This is a genomic window from Streptococcus sp. 20925_1_24 (assembly GCF_041432335.1).
GTDB classification, from domain to species: domain Bacteria; phylum Bacillota; class Bacilli; order Lactobacillales; family Streptococcaceae; genus Streptococcus; species Streptococcus mitis_BM.
Genome location: NZ_JAPVZM010000013.1, coordinates 23434 through 41142 on the forward strand (window position 1 = coordinate 23434; position 17709 = coordinate 41142).

Annotated in this window: 18 protein-coding genes; all 18 read right to left on the reverse strand. The window is 40.6% G+C overall.

Going from position 1 to position 17709, the window contains the following annotated elements; genetic code table 11:
* Position 1: 1 nt before the first annotated feature.
* On the reverse strand, positions 2 to 1726 hold the full coding sequence (locus O3650_RS07440; RefSeq protein ID WP_153192517.1) for an ABC transporter ATP-binding protein: 1725 nt from the start codon (positions 1724 to 1726) through the stop codon (positions 2 to 4).
* A 60-nt stretch (positions 1727 to 1786) separates the two neighbouring features.
* On the reverse strand, positions 1787 to 2725 hold the full coding sequence (msrB, locus tag O3650_RS07445; protein WP_371491836.1) for a peptide-methionine (R)-S-oxide reductase MsrB: 939 nt from the start codon (positions 2723 to 2725) through the stop codon (positions 1787 to 1789).
* Between the two features lie 98 nt (positions 2726 to 2823).
* Positions 2824 to 3693 (reverse strand): homoserine kinase, encoded by an 870-nt coding sequence (thrB, locus tag O3650_RS07450; RefSeq protein ID WP_203175339.1) that lies wholly within the window; start codon positions 3691 to 3693, stop codon positions 2824 to 2826.
* A gap of 1 nt (position 3694) precedes the next feature.
* Entirely contained in the window at positions 3695 to 4981 is a 1287-nt protein-coding gene (locus O3650_RS07455; protein WP_203175341.1) for a homoserine dehydrogenase, read from the reverse strand.
* 151 nt (positions 4982 to 5132) lie between these two features.
* The gene (gene mecA, locus O3650_RS07460) at positions 5133 to 5870 is read right to left on the reverse strand and encodes an adaptor protein MecA (protein ID WP_023943094.1); all 738 of its coding nucleotides are present in this window, start codon (positions 5868 to 5870) and stop codon (positions 5133 to 5135) included.
* A 199-nt stretch (positions 5871 to 6069) separates the two neighbouring features.
* A complete protein-coding gene (locus O3650_RS07465) occupies positions 6070 to 7104 on the reverse strand; it encodes a prephenate dehydratase (protein ID WP_153192523.1) in 1035 nt (344 codons plus the stop codon).
* Positions 7097 to 8566: an O-antigen polysaccharide polymerase Wzy family protein gene (locus tag O3650_RS07470; protein ID WP_203175343.1), complete on the reverse strand. Its 1470-nt coding sequence runs from the start codon at positions 8564 to 8566 to the stop codon at positions 7097 to 7099. Before O3650_RS07470 ends, O3650_RS07465 begins: the two co-directional genes overlap by 8 nt.
* A gap of 15 nt (positions 8567 to 8581) precedes the next feature.
* A complete protein-coding gene (locus O3650_RS07475) occupies positions 8582 to 9568 on the reverse strand; it encodes a glycosyltransferase family 2 protein (RefSeq protein WP_153192526.1) in 987 nt (328 codons plus the stop codon).
* A gap of 1 nt (position 9569) precedes the next feature.
* A complete protein-coding gene (locus tag O3650_RS07480) occupies positions 9570 to 10673 on the reverse strand; it encodes a glycosyltransferase (RefSeq protein WP_153192528.1) in 1104 nt (367 codons plus the stop codon).
* Positions 10663 to 11508: a phosphorylcholine transferase LicD gene (locus O3650_RS07485; RefSeq protein ID WP_153192530.1), complete on the reverse strand. Its 846-nt coding sequence runs from the start codon at positions 11506 to 11508 to the stop codon at positions 10663 to 10665. The genes O3650_RS07480 and O3650_RS07485 overlap by 11 nt, the downstream gene beginning before the upstream one ends.
* A 124-nt stretch (positions 11509 to 11632) precedes the next feature.
* Complete coding sequence (locus tag O3650_RS07490) at positions 11633 to 12928, reverse strand: LCP family protein (protein ID WP_153192532.1); 1296 nt, start codon at positions 12926 to 12928, stop codon at positions 11633 to 11635.
* A complete protein-coding gene (pheA, locus tag O3650_RS07495; RefSeq protein WP_153192534.1) occupies positions 12925 to 13773 on the reverse strand; it encodes a prephenate dehydratase in 849 nt (282 codons plus the stop codon). Before pheA ends, O3650_RS07490 begins: the two co-directional genes overlap by 4 nt.
* Positions 13770 to 14246 (reverse strand): shikimate kinase, encoded by a 477-nt coding sequence (locus O3650_RS07500; protein WP_153192536.1) that lies wholly within the window; start codon positions 14244 to 14246, stop codon positions 13770 to 13772. The genes pheA and O3650_RS07500 overlap by 4 nt, the downstream gene beginning before the upstream one ends.
* Positions 14239 to 15522, reverse strand: a complete 1284-nt coding sequence (gene aroA / locus O3650_RS07505; RefSeq protein ID WP_153192538.1) for a 3-phosphoshikimate 1-carboxyvinyltransferase — start codon at positions 15520 to 15522, stop codon at positions 14239 to 14241. Before aroA ends, O3650_RS07500 begins: the two co-directional genes overlap by 8 nt.
* Before the next feature lie 91 nt (positions 15523 to 15613).
* The gene (locus O3650_RS07510; protein WP_153192540.1) at positions 15614 to 15952 is read right to left on the reverse strand and encodes a YlbF/YmcA family competence regulator; all 339 of its coding nucleotides are present in this window, start codon (positions 15950 to 15952) and stop codon (positions 15614 to 15616) included.
* Between the two features lie 53 nt (positions 15953 to 16005).
* Positions 16006 to 16293, reverse strand: coding sequence for a hypothetical protein (locus O3650_RS07515; protein ID WP_153192542.1), 288 nt, complete (start codon positions 16291 to 16293; stop codon positions 16006 to 16008).
* A gap of 144 nt (positions 16294 to 16437) precedes the next feature.
* Positions 16438 to 16587, reverse strand: a complete 150-nt coding sequence (locus tag O3650_RS07520; RefSeq protein ID WP_194250464.1) for a hypothetical protein — start codon at positions 16585 to 16587, stop codon at positions 16438 to 16440.
* Positions 16588 to 16597: 10 nt separating this feature from the next.
* Complete coding sequence (locus O3650_RS07525) at positions 16598 to 17701, reverse strand: prephenate dehydrogenase (RefSeq protein ID WP_153192544.1); 1104 nt, start codon at positions 17699 to 17701, stop codon at positions 16598 to 16600.
* Positions 17702 to 17709 lie beyond the last annotated feature (8 nt).

Below are 17709 nucleotides of genomic sequence, written 5' to 3' on the forward strand. Positions count from 1 at the left end.
GCTAGTCCTCCTTTCCATGTTGGGATGCATTGATTTCGCGATAGACTTGACTGGATTTCATCAAGTCCTCGTGCTTGCCGATAGCTAGGAGCTCACCTTTTTCCAAGAGGAGAATCTGGTCAGCCATCTTTAAAGTCGATGTTCTTTGAGAAATCAAGATTAAGCTCGTGTTTGGTAAGTTCTCTCGAATAGCCTTCAACAGCTTGGACTCTGTGATGGTGTCGAGGGCCGAGGTCGCATCATCTAGGATGAGAAACGGAGCCTGGCGCAAGACTGCTCGTGCGATAGACAACCGTTGTTTTTGTCCACCTGAGAAATTTCGACCTCCTGCCTCAACTAGGGCATCCAAGAGTCCTTCCTTATCACTGACAAAATCCTTGGCTTGTGCAATTTCCAAGCCCTGCCAAAGTTCTTGGTCCGTTACTTCTTGATTGAAACCTAGAGTCAAGTTAGAACGAATGCTTCCTTTAAAAAGTTCGACTTTTTGGGGCACATAGGCAATCCAAGACCGCCATTCCTCTAAATTACGAGGACTAGATCCATCTCGATAAAGGTCTATGCTCCCCTTGTCTGCTGGATAAAGTCCAAGGATGAGTTGCACCAAGCTTGATTTACCAGAACCCGTTCCCCCAATGATACCAAGGATTTGTCCTTGAGTCATATCAAAGGAAATGTCTCTCAGAGAAGGCTGGGCCGCATCAGGATAGGTAAAGGTCAGTTCTTGAACTTGTAAAACCTGATTGCTGGTAACTTGCTTTTTCTCTAATTCTGAATGGATGTCTTCTGGAGCCTCAGCAAAGACTTCCTCGATTCGCTTAGCTGAGATGTAGGACTGGTTGAGAGAATTGATCAGCATGGCTAGCTTGACCAATTCCACCAAGATCTGTAGGAGATAATTAATAAGGGCAATGAGAGCGCCTTGACTGAGCAATCCTCCTTGAATAAAAATATAGCCTTGCCAGATAATGACTAGGAGAGTTCCATTTACAATCAGATAGGTCAGGGGTGTTAATAAACTAGACCAGAAGCCTGTTTTTTCTTGCAATCTGGCATAAACTTGGTTAAGGGTTTGAAAAATCTGTAACTCTCGTTTTTCTTGACCAAAAGCACGAATAACCCGCATCCCTTGTAATTGCTGGCGCGTTTCCTGAACCAGCTGATCCGTTTTCTTTCTCAGACTGCTGTAGAGAGGATTAACCAGTCTAGAGAGCCCTACAATAACAATGGTCAAAATGACAACCATGACCAAGAACCAGAGAGTCAGCTCAGCTGAGATTCGATAGGCCATAAAAATGGCTCCAAAAACGATAATAGGCGCTCGTAAAAAGAGACGCAGGAATTGATTGATACCAGTCTGAATCTGGTAGGTATCCGAAGTCAAGCGAGTGACCAAGCTAGAAGTGGTCAAACGATCTCTGCTGTCCTTGGGCAAGGAAAGAATATGGCGATAGAGGTCACCTGTCAATTCTTTGGCAAATCCAACCGCAGCCTTAGCTGAGTAGAACTGGGCTATTAAGGCCACTACAACACCAATCACTGCAAAAATAAGGAGCAGGCCAATCTGCATCCAGAGATGATTTTGATTTCTCTGGGGCAAGGATTGGTCAACAATCCCAGCAATCACCATGGGAACCAAGAGCTCAAAAACAGCTTCTAACAGCTTGAACAAGGGTGCTAAAATCGATTCCTTGAAGTAGGGTTTAAAGTAAGATAATAGGTGTTTCATAGATCCCTTCTATTCGTTTTCTAGAAATAAAGAAAGTGGGAAGTGCCCACCCTCTCTGTTTTATTTGCTTAAGTAAGGCAGTAGATAGCCATATCCTTCCTCTTCCATCTCATCCTTGGCCACAAAGCGCAAGGAAGCAGAATTGATACAGTAACGGAGGCCACCAAACTCACGCGGTCCATCTGTGAAAACATGACCCAAGTGAGCGTTTCCTGACCGAGAACGAACCTCGATTCGCTCCATTCCATGACTCAGGTCCTTGTAGTAGTGAATCAATTCCTTAGAAATCGGACGACTAAAACTTGGCCAACCACATCCTGAGGCAAACTTATCCTTGGCAAAAAAGAGTGGCTCACCTGTCGTGATGTCTACATAAATTCCCTCTTCAAAGGTTTGGTCATAGGCATTGGTAAATGGAGCCTCTGTAGAAGCTTCTTGGGTAACACGATAGGATTCTTCAGATAAACTGCCCTTTAACACCTCTTGACTAGGCTTTTCATAGTTAGAGGCATCAATCAATGGCTTCTCAGCATCGGTCACATCGATATGACAGTAACCTGAAGGATTCTTCTTAAGATAGTCTTGGTGGTAATCTTCAGCCAGAATGTAGTGGCGAAGTTTCTCCACCTCTACTGCAATCTTTCGCCCAAGCATGCGCTCCTGCTCCTGCACCACTATGAAGATAGCTGGCAAGTCTGCTTCATCCTGATAATATATACCGGTCCGATACTGACGTCCACGGTCATTCCCTTGTTGATTGACTGATAATGGATCAATAACACGGAAATAATAAAGTAAAATCTCTCTGAGTGACACTGCCTTCTCATCATAAATTACCTGAACCGTTTCTGCATGGTCTGTTTCCTTGAGCAGCTGGTAATTGGTCGTTTCGACTTGTCCATTAGCGTAGCCAACACTGGTTGCTAGCACTCCAGAAATGCGTGAAAAATATTCCTCTAGGCCCCAAAAACAACCACCTGCTAGATAAATTTCTGCCATCTTTATTTCTCCTTTATCAAGTTTTTAACTCGAATTCTTTTCAAAAAAAGGATAGGAAGCCCTCTGGTCGAGAGTTTCCCCATCCTATCTTCTATTCTTTATTTTGCTTCGACACGGACACCTTGGGTATCAACCTTCAAGTCATGAAGCTTTCCTTTGAAGGGTTGCTTTTCCAATTCTGCCTTAATCGTTGGCATCTTGTCATGAGAAGCCAAGACCATAACTGTCGGCCCAGCACCAGAGAGGTAGGTTGCATAGGCACCATTTTCTTTGGCCACTTGCTTAATCGTCGCAAATTCTCTCACCAAGTCCTGACGATAGCGCTCGTGGAAGAGGTCTCCCTCGATTGCTTGCCCAGCGGTCACCATGTCTCCTGCCAACAAGGCGGCAACAGCCACATTGGCGATAGAACTAGCCGCAACAGCTTCCTTGTAAGATAATTTCTTAGGCAAGACGCCACGGCTGTCTCGAGTACGCAATTCATAGTTTGGAATGTAGGCTAGAAAATCACATTCTGGGAAGTCTGCTACGATAGCAGAAACTTGTCCATCAACAGAGCTTGCAATAACGAGATTACCATAAATGGCTGGAGCCACATTGTCAGGATGCCCTTCAATCTTAGTCGCTAACTGCAATTTTTCATGGTCTGACAAGTTGAGCTGACCCAGTTGGTTGGCTAGTTCAATCCCAGCTACAATAACCGAGCTGGAAGAACCCAAACCACGCGCCAAGGGAACATCACTGGTCATTTTCAAGCGTCTTGGCTGCAAGTCTGGTACAATTTGCAAAGCGATTTTGAGCAAGAGATTACGCTCGTCATGTGGTATCCATTTGCCAATCTGGTGTTCAATCAGCCACTCATCTCGTTCTTCACATACCTCAATTTGAAGATACTTGGTTATAGCTACACCGACCGAGTCAAAACCTGGCCCGATATTGGCACTGGTTGCAGGTACAATAATCTTCATCTTATTCTCCTAGCACCTTGAAGGTATTCAAAAGATCGAATTCTGAAACCTTCTTCAATTCAGCTGAAACATTTTCAAGCTGGGCTTTATTAATCTTGTGTGTGATAATCACAACACGCGCCTTATCACCTTCTTTGCCATCTTGGAGGATTTGCTTGAAGGAAATATCTTGGGCATTAAAGATTTCAGCCAACTTCAAGACCTGACCTTTTGAGTCTGGTGCCAAAATTGAGAAGTAGTAATTAGCTTTGACATCTTCAGGATTTGCCAAGGCCAAGTCACGGCTGTATTCGTTGAAGTCTTTACCGATGGTTCCATCATTCAGGCGACGAACGATACGGACAATATCTGCTACAACACTTGTTGCAGTTGGTTTTTGACCAGCACCTGGTCCATAGTACATAGACTCACCAATACCGATAGATTCTACAAAGACAGCGTTCATTACCCCATTCACACTGGCAAGTGGATGCGCTTTAGGAAGGAAGGTTGGAGTCACTTCTGCAGCAATTCCTGAAGGAGTTTCTTCGATAGAACCAACCAATTTCACTACATAACCAAGCTCTTGAGCTACAGCTACGTCTTCTGGTGTGATATTGCGGATTCCCTTGTGGGCTACATCATCAAAGGCAACCTTCATGCCAAAGGCAAATTGGCTCAAAATCACCATCTTGTAGGCTGCATCAATCCCATCTACGTCATTTGTAGGGTCGCTTTCTGCAAATCCAAGTCTTTGTGCTTCCGCAAGAGCATCATCGTAAGACCAGCCTTCTTCCACCATCTTGGTCATCATGAAGTTAGAAGTTCCGTTGACTACTCCAAGCACGCGCGTGATTTTATCAGAAGCCAAGGAATTTGCTAAAGTACGAAGGATTGGAATACCACCAGCTACTGCTGCTTCGTAGTAAAGTGCTACCTTGTTAGCTTTAGCGATTCCTAACAATTCTGCACCATGGACAGCCAAAAGATCTTTGTTAGCAGTAACAACGTGTTTGCCAGCCTCCAAGGCACGAGTGATAAAGGTTTTAGCAGGTTCGATACGCCCCATCAATTCCACTACGATCGTAATGTCTTGATCTGACAAAATGTCATCCACATTGGTTACAAAGTTAAAGTCATTCCCTGCTGCAAGCAAGCGATTCTTTTCATCTTCATCCTTGACCAATACCTTGGCAACTTCAATATCTGAATGTGCTGATTGATTGATTTTTTCTCCATTTTCCTTTAGGAGGAAAGGCACACCACTTGCAACGGTACCAAATCCTAGTAAAGCAATTTTAACTGTCATGTTTGTCTCCTCGAAATTTTCTAATATAGCCATTATAACAGAATTTTGTGAAAATTCCTATTATAGTAAATCACTATTTCAGTCTAGAAAAGAAAAAACGAATCAGACGATTCGCTCTTCTTAAAATCTAGAAAAAGCTTTCCAGAAATGATTATCCAATCTTTTGCAGATTAAGTACTGCATCGTGATTCATCAAGACTTGGCCATACTCCTGCAAGACTGAGCGACTGATGTCACTATCGTCTGCAAACTCACGCATACGAGCCAACAGCCAAGCTGGATATGGACTTGGATGATTTTCAATATCCACTAAAATGGTCAAATAATAGCGCTCGTTCATTTTGTAGAGTTCAGAAGTTTCCATCTCAAAAGTCACTGTCTGGGCAAAAGCCACCAAGTCAGCCAACTTAGCAAAAGAAAGGATGTAGTAGATGTAAGGTTCTTTCTTGCTCTCAGCTTCTTGTTCAGCCTGCTCCTGCTCTTCTTCCTTGGCTTCGACTTGCTCTAGAGATTGAATGGCTTCAATATCATCCTTGGTTTTGTCTGCGATGCTTTTTTCCAGGGTTTTGATAAATTCATCTGGCGACATTTGAGCCAATTCTTCCATGTCTGGCAAATCTGATAAGTCTTCAAAATCTAGATTTTGGTCAATCTTAGACTTGGTCACAAAGACATCTACCTTATCAGGTTTTGGAGTCACACGGAAGCTCAACATGCCTGTATCTAGAAAGCTATCAGGCATCTCTAACTCATCCAAGATAGCATAAAAGAACTCTTCTGTTTTTTCTTGAGGAACGAGAAAGTCAGCAATCTCCATGCCACGATCCATCAAATCCTCTAAAGACATCGTGATTTTCAAAGTTGTATCACTAATTTGTTTCATTTTCATTGCTAGTAACCTCATACTTTCAGTTCTATCTATTATACTAGATTTTTACGATTTTATCAAAAGAAGGCTCCTCTGTCGGGATAGATTTTCCATAGGGTCTTTCTGTAGGAGACTCCAAAAGAAAATTTCTACTAACAAATAGAAAAAGCCTTCAAAATCGACTCTTAGCCAACTTTGAAGACCTGACACATCAGAATACTTATAATTTAAAGGTTGCTACACCGAGGATAGAACGATTTAAGTTTCTGAGAACTTGAAGACTTTGCTCAAATTTCTTATAACGAGTCACTCCGTACTCTTCAACAAGAAGGACTGTATCTCTTTCCAAAAGCGATGGCACATCTTGTAAATCGACAAAATGCATTCCTTTTAAAGCCTCTTGATTTTGTTTCAATTTATCTAGGATAGCTTTGTTTGAGCTAACTATTGTTAATTCTTGTCCAGCATTTTTGTATGACAAGACATCTGCTAGGTTGGCAATTGTTGTGATCTCTGTTACAAAATCAATTTGATATTGAGAAAAATCACCTGCTCTATTGATTGTTGGGTTAAAGAGATAAACCAATACATTTCCCATCACAACCAAAATCACACAGACTACTCCAATAACAGCTAAACGGAGAATCAAATTCTTCACATTCAATCCAAGCGCTGTCTCACCATTTGCATTCAATTCTTTAGAGTTGATGGTTTCCAATTTTTCAATTTTTACATTTGCAAAAGTGTGTTTAAATTTCTCAATCAATCCATCAATTTTTCGCTCCAACAAGTCATTAGCATCTTTACTTGGTGTCAAAATTTTCACACCAACCCCTGCATCGTCAATCATATAGTAGACAGTCAGTTTTTTCCACCAATAATCATTCGTAGAATTTTTCAAGGTTGTTTCTGTCGTATCCAATTCACTGGCAATTTTTTTCAACTCACTAGAATCTACATCATTGAAAAGATAAGCTCCATTCAAATTCCCATCAATCAATTTCCCGTAGAAATCACTATAACCACCAATTTGATGATTCAAAATCGTTTTGGCTGAATCTTCTGGAGGAGTAATTTTATAGCTAAGATAAGTTGAATAACTTGTTGTGTCTTTGACAGTATTTTTATTCTTAACAGCTTTAATTGTAAATGGTACAGCAATAAGAGCAAATAAAGCTATGAGAGCTAAAATATTTGCTTTTCGTTTTTTGTAAAGATTTGCAAACAAATCAGCTACTGAATAATGTTCAAACATGATTTTTTTCTCCTTTGTTTAGTAAATACTGGTTTTCTTTTGTAAGCATTTTCGCTACGAATATAATCACAAGAACAATTCCCCAGAATTGCATTGTAAATAAATTGAAGAAACTTTCTGAAAAGCTACTTCTTGGCATAAAGAATAGATTATTCAAGATGAGTAGGGACAAGGCAAATAGGATTGTTCTAGAGCGATAGGCTACTTGCAACATGGCTATAAATAACATACCTAGCAAGAGACTAAGTAGAAAGACTCCTATCATACCATAGTCTGTATACAACTCCATGATATAACTACTTCCGATACCATGTCCTTTCAAGTAGTCCTTGTTCAAAACAAGATAGGATAGATTGTGGGCATAACTATTACTATCAATAGCTAGCTCCACACTATTGGTTGTATGTTCAAAGGCTTTTCCTCCGAAAATGGCCCCCAAACTTCCCCTTGCAAAATAATCAAGAACAGGACCAAAAGTAAAATTACGGAAATCTCGATAAGGGAGGCTACTGTTAAATAGAAAACCTCGAGCTAGAACACCAAAACTAGTCCCTTGTTTATAGATAAAGTCAAGTAAGATATCCCAGAAACCTGTATGGGAAACTTGGACATTATCCCGTACATAATTGAGTATTCCCATCGCTAACATGAGAATAGGAGAACCTACAAAAATTGCTAACTTTTCTTTAAATCCAATCCATTTTCCCTTTTCTGTTTGCTCACGCATAAAGTAATAAACGAAAGCAAATAAAATACTTAAAATAAAGGGATTTCGTGTCCCGATTACCAAATGAATAGTATTAGCTGCAATAAAGGAGACAAGCACTGCTGTTGCCTGCCATTTCTTTGGCTTGGTTGCCAAATACATACACATTGCATAGACCGTAAATGTTGATAAGATATAGGTAAAATAGGGCAGTTTACTTTCAAAGTTTGCATAGTAGGCATAGTAGGAAGTCTGCAAGCGATACAAGAGTCGTTCAAATAACCGAATGAAATAGAAAGGATAGGTCAGAAGAAAAACTCCTAACGATACAAAGCGCAACCGCTTGATATAAAACTCTTTTAGAGAATTTCCTATATTTGCTACTTTTATTTTCTTCCTAGCTATGAAGTAACGAGCCAGGACGCCTCCTGTGGTCAAGCCCAGAATCGAAACCATGACGACTATAAAGGCAAAGCGATAGGCTATGGGATGATAGGTATCTAAAGCACCATCCCTAAAGTAATCAATGGTCGGTCTTGATACCAGAAAGACAAAAATAGTTAAATAGAAAATAAAATGGATTAAATAATACTTGATATCATTCCAACAAGCAATTAAGCTACTAACCAGTAAGAACAATAAAGTAGAAAGCAAGCTAACGTTGTTATTATTAAACAGATACACAATTCCACTTACTAGCGTCAAGGCATAACTGACTAGGGTCAAACTAAATAATAATCGTTTTCCATCAATCACTTGCTCACCCCCGTTCTAATGTAATTTTTTAGATTTTTCAATATTTTTTAGTAATAAGAATCGATATAAGGAAATATTTATGAATAGAGCCAGAGCACCAATTCTTCTCCCCTTACGGAAAATTGAATTCCTAGCAATAGCAAAGGCATGGCCTTTTAAAAAACGATGAATCTGAGAATAGGCTTCAAACTGTTTATACTGATCATCTAGCAACATCTTATCCAGAATAAAAAAGTAGGCATAGGCTAATCTGAAAAAAGCAACCTCTTTCAAATCTGGATAGTTTTTCACAACTTCATTGTAAAACCTTTGGTAGATATCAATATAGGCTAAATCCTTCTCTGCATAGGGTTTAGTCGTAATACTATCCCCTCTATGGAAATAGTAATAATAGGGTTTGGTATTAACAACGTACTTCTTAGCCAACTTGATTAAATCAAAATGATAATAGGCATCTTCGTAAATCAATCCCTTTGGAAAGGATAGGGCAGTTGCAATCTGTCTCTTGATTAGCTTATTGCAAATCGTTCCAGGTATTTTTTCACCTATGAGGTATTCTCTTAAAAATGTTTGAGAATCACAGACAAAATAGTCATCCTGATTGGCTGATTGTGGACTTTCATCATTAGCATAGACATTCATGACACCACAGCTCGAAACATCCGCATCTTCTTGAATTAATTGCTCATATAAGCTCTGAATCATTTCTGGATGGATATAATCATCTGAATCAATAAAAATCAGATAATCTCCGTGAGCCTGCTTCATTCCATCGTTTCGTGCTTGCGACAAACCTTCATTCTTTTTATGAAGCACTGACACCCTATCATCTTGTTCAGCGATTGAATCACACAAGCGACCACTTTCATCCGTTGCTCCATCATCAACAAGAATGATTTCCAGATTCTGATAGGTCTGCTTCTGAATGGAAGCTATCGATTTTTCTAGGTACTGCGCCACATTATAGACTGGTACAATGACACTAATTAATGCAGTTTCCATGCTACTCCTCTAATAGTTTTTCTACTTGTTCGATTTGTTTGGCAATTGTGAATTGTTGAATGAATTGACTAGCCTCATTGACATCGAAGTTTGAAGCAGAGGTCATGTAGTCAGTAATTGCCTGAGCTGCCTCTTGATTGCTCTCAATGATTTGTCCAAATTGTCCGTCTTGGGATAATTCCTCAGCCCCTCCAACATCCGTAGAGACAAAAGGAAGTCCTAAACTCAAGGCCTCCACATACACTCCAGGAAAACCTTCTTGTTTAGACATAGACAAAAGAACTTTCATCTGAGATAAATACTGATAAGGATTTTTTTGATAACCAAGGAAATGTACATAGTCTTCAAGCTCATATTCTTTGACGCATTTTTTCAGTTCCTCTTCCATATCCCCAGCCCCGATAAAATAGAGATGATAGTTTTTTCCCTCTTGATGTAATAATCGTATCACTTCCACCACACGGTCAGAACCCTTATTTTCCTCAATCCGTCCAATAGTACAGATACTTTGAGGCGCAATCTCCATATCGATCTTCTCTTGAGATTTTTCTAGAATACTCTTAAAATCATATCCATTGTAGACCGTCTGTAATTTCGAAGCATAATCTGGATAGACTTCCTTGATAGAATTGCTGGTCTTTTTTGAAATCCCTACAATTGTATTCGCAGCATCCAACTGGCGTCTATGTGATTCTCTTTTGGAGCTATCCTTAAGAAATTCTTCGATACTTCCATGAATCCAAGAGATCTTCTTGACTTCTTTTCTTTTAGAGAACAAAAGTGGAGGATTCATAATGGTAAAGGAAACCTCAACATCATAGTCATCTTTCACCAGTAAGCGACGTGTCAATCTTGGAAAATAAACTCTCATTCTCCACAAAAGAGCTCGTAACCATCTGGCTTGGCGATAATCCTGAAGGGATTTTAAAATGCCTACATGCTTGGGAACAGATTCGTATCCCTTGTCAAAGTGCTCCATTTCAAGAATATCAATATCATACTTTTCTGGATCTAGATTTGAAACAATGGTCGACAGAATCTTCTCTGCTCCACCCCCGAGAGAAAAAGACCACATAAAAAATAAGATTTTTTTCTTAGCCACCATATTCTCCCTTGTATTCTGTATAAGACTTATCCATATCAGCGATGACAGCATCATGATGCGGTACTTGCTTGTCTGCTGGCGGAGGAGTCATATAATCGCCAAAAGCAGTACTGAGATAGGCATCATAGCCAACTGGAATGGGCATCTCTGTTCCTTCAAATGGCAAGAAGAGATTATCTTCAAAGGATGCGATTGGGTACTTGTTTCTCATGTAGCCAGGACCTGAGCATAATTCTGTGATGCCATCGCTCTCATCCAGACTATACTTGGTCATTTCTTTCTCAGCTTTTTTCCAAATGCGATAACGGAGAGATTTTGGAGTCACTCCCAGTAAAATACGGCTTCCCCATTTCATGAGAGCTCCATGCTTTTCTGGAACAGTTTGGGCACAAAAGAGCGAATAAATCAAGGCCCAGCGAACCTGTTTCTTCCGCTCAGCTGGATTTTTCGGATAATAATCCAAAGGCAAGACATCTAAGGCCAAACCATGTGGTAAATTCAAATCCTGCTGATAAGGCTTAATACAGGTAGTTTCCTTGTCACGAATGGTAATAAAAAGATTGCGGTCAACAAAATCCTTGTTACTCTTCGACAAGAAATAACGCTCATCTGCATAACAAGGCCATAATTCTGCTAATTTCTCATAATCTTTACGAGGCATAAAAAAGTCTAGGTCGTCATCCCAAGGAATAAAGCCCTTGTTTCGAAGGGTACCAATAGCACCTCCTCCACAGAGATAACAAAGTAAATCATGTTCCTTGCAAAATGCAACAAAATATTCAGCCATCTCCAGGCTACGAGCCTGAATTGCTTTTAAATCAGTCATATTGTTCATTATTCTTTCTATCGTATCGTTCCATTATACCACAAATAGGGGGTGAAAATCTATTGCAGACTGTAAAAATCAAAGCCTGACTGCTATCCAAATAGCTATCAAACTTTGATTTTTCTGTCTTATCTTATCTCAAGCCCATCTGAGACAATTTATTCTGATATTTATTTTGATCGACAAGCAAGCCCAAGCCTCCATAAACATCATAGGCATCTACCCAGTCACCAAGTTCTGGAATCGTCAATTTTTCAATACCATTTTGAACTCCGCCTAGGAAAGACAAGCCATTTGTTAACAGGAAGGTATAAGGAACATTCGTTGAGGTCATTGCGAATACCTTGCCAAGTGCCTCTGAGCCTGTAAAGAGCTTGGTTGGATCTTTGATTTGCTGAAGAACTGCTGTCAGTACTTGTTGCTGTCTTTTGGTACGGCCGTAATCCGCCTCATCATCATCACGGAAACGAGCATAATTGAGCAAGGTCGAGCCATTCATCTGCTGTTTTCCGACTTTGATGGTTTGGGTTGGAGACTCAGTCTCAGTAGCGTGTAAATCATCTCCGACTGTAGCTTCTGTTAGTGGACGCCCATTCAATGTTGAAAATTGAGCATCAATTGTCACCCCATCAGGGAAAAGTGTGTCAATCGCTGTAGCAAAGGCCTGAAAATCGACCAAGGCATAGTACTTAATGTCCAAATCAAAATTATCTTTCAAAACTTGACGAACCATTTCTGCCCCTTTTTGCCCCTCTTGTTCTCCTAACTCATAGGCTACGTTTAACTTGTTATCCGTCTGTTTTCTACCGTTAATGACTTGACTGTAACCGTCTATATAAACCAAATTGTCACGCATGAAGCTGACCAGCTTAATTTTCTTATCTGAGCCGCCAACATTTAATACCATAATAGAGTCCGTCCGCGTCTCAGCACTATTTTGACCGATTCGCCCATCTGTACCCATGATCAAAATATTAACACCATCTCTGGTATCCTGACCATTAAAAACTTCTACTTGAGCTGCCCTGGCATTGGCAATTTTATCTGGATTAGCATTGGTATAACCTTTCAAGAACATAAAAATCATACCCAATGCCAGACAAGCTAAGATAGCCAGTAAACCTGCGAAAATACGGCCCCATCGTAGCTTCCGCTTTTTGATTTTTTTCTTTGGAAGAGAATTGATCTTCTGGTATCTCTCAGAACGACTACGGCTATTATAAGAAGGAATCGAAGTGTTAGCACTTGACTTTCTATAATCCTCGGTCAATGCCTGACTTTCTGAGGGAGCGTCACTACTTGCCCTATTTAATTTGTCTTGCAAGTAAGCAAACTCTTTTTTTTCTCGCTCATTGAGGTAATGAATGTTCTTAAAGAGATAGTCATAACGCAACTGCTCGTGATGACTTAAAGGATTTTCTTTACTCATCTTCTCTCCTTTCCATGGTCTGATATTGGATAAATAGGATAGGCACCCAGAACTTTATACTGGATTCCAATCGCTTCTAATTCTTTTTGGGCAAAGTGGACCAAGTCCTTATCAGCATAATCCACATCAATAATGAAAAAGTATTCGCCCAACGCTGTCTTGAGTGGACGACTTTCAATTTTTGTCAGGTCAATTCCTCGCCAAGCAAAGGTCGAAAGAGCCTTGTAGAGTGCACCTGGAAGGTTGTCAGGTAAGGTCAAGGCCAAACTCATTTTTTCAGTTTGTGCTTGCAAGGGAATAGCTGCACCTTCAGCTCCCAGAACCCAGAAACGTGTGAAATTGGCTTCCATTTCCTGAATATCCTCAGCAATCAGTTCCAAGCCATATTCTTCGGCAGAACTTCTAGGTGCAATGGCCGCAAAGGGCTGGTCTGGATGTTCAGAAATAAAACGGGCCGCATAAGCTGTACTAGCTGTTACCTCGATTTGGGCCTCTGGATATTGTTCATCGATGAATTTCTTTCCTTGAGCCAAGGCCTGTGGATGTGAAAAAATCTTTTCAATCTTAGTATGTCCTGGAACCACCATCAACTGCTGATGAATAGGCTGAACGATTTCTGCAACTGCTTGAATGCGAGCCTGATGAAAAAGGTAGTCCAAGGTTTCATGAACACTACCCTCGATAGAATTTTCAACTGGCACCACAGAATAGTCCACCAAGCCTTGCTCATAGGCCTTGATGACATCTGTAATATTGGCAAAGGCCTGCAATTCCTCATGAGGAAAAGTTGTCTGCACAACGTGATGTGAAAATGATCCCTTGGGACCTAGATAAGCAATTTTCATCTCAGTTCCTCTATAATTTCCTCTGGGCTTAACTTGGTCACATCCAAAACCCGACTGGCTACTTCCTCATACCAAGCCTGTCGTTCTTGGAAAATAGCTGCTAATCCTTCCTTGCTATTATTTAGAAAAAGTGGACGCTGATTGTCCTTATCAGCTGCGATACGTTGGTAGAGGGTTTCAAAATCTGCTTTCAGGTAGATGTTATCAGAATTGGTCTTGAGTAAATTGCGATTTCGCTGAGAAATGACTACACCTCCACCAGTTGACACGACTTGGTCTGTTTGTAGTAAATCAGCTAGGACTTCTGATTCTACTTGACGAAAGGCCGCTTCTCCCTTTTCAGCGAAAAAATTCACAATGGACATACCTAAGCGCTTCTCTATCAGAGCATCCATATCAAGGTAATTAGGGTTCAAGCCTCTTGCAATGGTCGATTTTCCAGCCCCCATAAATCCTAGCAATACCTTAGCCATGAATCAAGTTCTCCAAATCATCAAAGAAACTAGGATAGCTGGTATTGATGGCTTCTGCACGGTCAAGATCCACCTCTCCATCTGCAACCAAGAGGGCTGCGATAGCTGTCATCATGCCGATACGGTGGTCACCAAACGTATTGACTCTAGCACCGTGAAGAGCTGATTTTCCTTTGATAATCATCCCATCTGCCGTAGGAGTAATATCCGCACCCATGCTATTTAAAGCGTCTGCCACAACCTGAATGCGGTCTGTTTCCTTGACCTTTAGCTCCTCAGCATCCTTGATAACTGTTACACCTTGGGCTTGAGTCGCAAGCAGGGCAATAATGGGCAATTCATCAATCAAACGTGGAATCAAAGCGCCACCAATCTCTGTTCCTTTCAAGTCAGAAGACTCAACAGTCAAAGTAGCAGATTTAGCGACTGGATCGATTTCAGTTATTTCCAATTTTCCACCCATGGCACGAATGACATCGATAATACCGGTGCGCGTTTCGTTGATCCCCACATTCTGCAGCACTACACGAGAATTTGGAACAATCAAACCTGCGACTAACCAAAAGGCTGCACTGGAAATATCTCCTGGCACGACAACCTTTTGTCCAGTCAGTTTTTGTGGTCCTTGGACTGTGATTTTCTTGCCCTCCACACTTAAATGGCCACCAAATTGTTGCAACATATCTTCAGTATGATTACGGGTGCACTCTTTCTCGATAATAACAGACTCCCCCTGAGCCTGCAAGGCCGCAAACATCAAGGCTGACTTGACTTGGGCAGAGGCAATTGGCAACTCATAATAAATAGGTCTTAGGTTTTTTGTCCCTTTTAAGTGAAGGGGAGGCAAGTCTCGCTCAGTTTGCCCTGAAATACTAACGCCCATTTTTTTCAGTGGAAGGGTCACACGATCCATAGGGCGTTTGGATAGACTGTCGTCTCCGAACATCTCTACTTCGAAGTCGGCCCCTGCAAGGACACCTGAAATCAGGCGAATCGAGGTGCCAGAATTTCCCATATCAAGGGCATTTTGCGGAGCTTTTAGGCCGTCCATACCGACACCTTGAATGGTAATAACCCCATCTTTATCCTCAATATCAACACCAAGGTCACGAAAAACTTTAATAGTTGAGAGCACGTCCTCGCCCCTTAAAATATCATAAACCTTTGTCTCACCCTCAGCCAAACTTCCAAAGATAATGGAACGGTGACTGATAGACTTGTCACCTGGAACGCGGATACTGCCATGTAAGTGGCTAATGTTTGTTTTTAGTTTCATACTGGACCTCATACTTGCAATACTTTTACCTATTTTATCATAAAAAGCCAGAAATTCCTTAAAAATTCCTGACTTTAGGATTGTTATTTTCTTATTTTAGCAATTCTGAAACTGGTTCGAAAACAATTTTTTCAATGTCAGAAAGGTAAATTGCCAATTGTTGTTGCTTGGTAAAGAATTCTGACAAGAGGCTATTCCCCTGAATCTGCTTGCCAAAGTTTTCCATCTTCGCTTGGAAGGAAGCATCTGGCATTTGACCTGTCTGCGCTAATCTTTGAATTTCCTCTTGGAAAGCAACATATTCTGTAAATATTTTACTTGCCTCAGCATCTGCTGCAATCGCATCTTTAGCTGCTTTGACAGCCTTGTATTCTGGCAATTCGCGTAGACCGCGACTGAGTTCGTTTGCACTATCGTAAATATTTGACATGATTTTCTCCTTATTTATTTCTTTTAAAATTAATAGTCACTCTGTGGTCTTTATTATTGTGCAATCACTTTTATATGACCTCTTGAATGTCCATTGCTTAATTCCTTATCTGGTATATACTCTATCTTCAAAGTTCCTAAATTAGAACCTGTTTTTATTTCATTTGGCATAAGATTATCAAAATAGTTATTTATCTCATCATCAGATAAGGATGATGAGATCGATTTAACAATATCATGAAATACTTCTTTCATTCCTGCAACACCAGATTCACTATTTTCATTTGTCTGATTTATTGTTACATTGATTTTATCAGTATCATTTGCATGTAAAAGTTCCAAGTAATATCCGTAGCTTGATGCGAAATATTTTATTTTTGTATTTCATTTTTTGATATTTTATAATGGGCTATTAGAATTTTGATTATAGCTATTGATAAACTCATTAATAATTCTATCGTCTACATACTTTGAATTGATTTTCTCTTAACTTATTTCCTTGTCGGATCGTTCATTTTTTGTCTCAACACTTGCTTCTGAAGTAGTTTTCACATCTTTTTTAACAACGTAAGCTCTAAGTAAGATAAAAGAAATAAAGATAACACCAAATATGAATTTAGGTTCTATTTTAGGCATAATTTTCTCCTTATTTGATAACGACTGTGTAGTCGGTATTTTCTGTTATGAGGTGCTCGGCTCGTTCTAAATCTTGAGCATTTTTAAATGAGATTTGTAGAATCCCGTGAATATCCTCACGGTTTTCCTCGTTAATGCGGATGTTAACCAAAGAAGTTCCACGTAGTAGTTCCAAAATCCGTAAGATGACATCTTCTTCATCAGGAACATCAACATAGAGATCGTAAGAACTGTCCACACCACCACGTTTATGAATTTCCATGGCCTGACGCTTCTCACGCGCTTGATTGAAAAAGTTCCAAATCTGCTCCTCATCTCCCTTACTGATGGCTTGTCCAACCTCATCTAAGCGCTCCTTGAAATCCGCAATTCGATCCAGAATGGTCTCACGATTGGACAAGAGAATAGAAGTCCACATGCCCGGCTCGCTTTCCGCAATTCGGGTCATATCTCGAAAACCACCGGCCGCAAAGCGCCTTGCCATCTCATGTTCTTGAGCATAGACCGCAGTCTGCTCCATGAGACTGGAAGCCAGAATATGAGGAAAATGGCTAATCTGAGAAGTCACACGATCATGCTCTTTGGCATCAATTTCGATAAAGCGAGCATGAAGACCTGAAAGCAGATCCTTCATTTCCTCAAGCGTATCCTGACTTGTCAGGCTCGAAGGTGTGAAGATATAGTAGGCATTTTCAAAGAGATTGACATCCGCAGAAGCTGCTCCTGTCTTATGACTACCAGCCATGGGATGGGCCCCGACAAAGCGAACAGGCTTGCCAGCCAAATACTGCTCCGCTGCATCCACAATGGCTGACTTGGTCGAACCGGCATCTGAAATAATCACACTTTTTTTCAAGTCCAAGTCGGCCAACTCCTTAATGAAAGCAATGGTTTGTTTGATTGGCAAACTGAGGATGATGATATCTGCCAAAGGAGCAAAACTGGCAAAATCATCCGTTGCACGGTCAATCATGCCTTCTTTCAAGGCGATATCTCTCGAAGCTTGACTGCGATTATAACCTAAAATTTCATAGTCTGGATGATCACGTTTGATACCAAGTGCCATAGAGGCACCAATCAAACCAAGACCTGCGATATAGATTGTTTTTGCCATAGGAACTC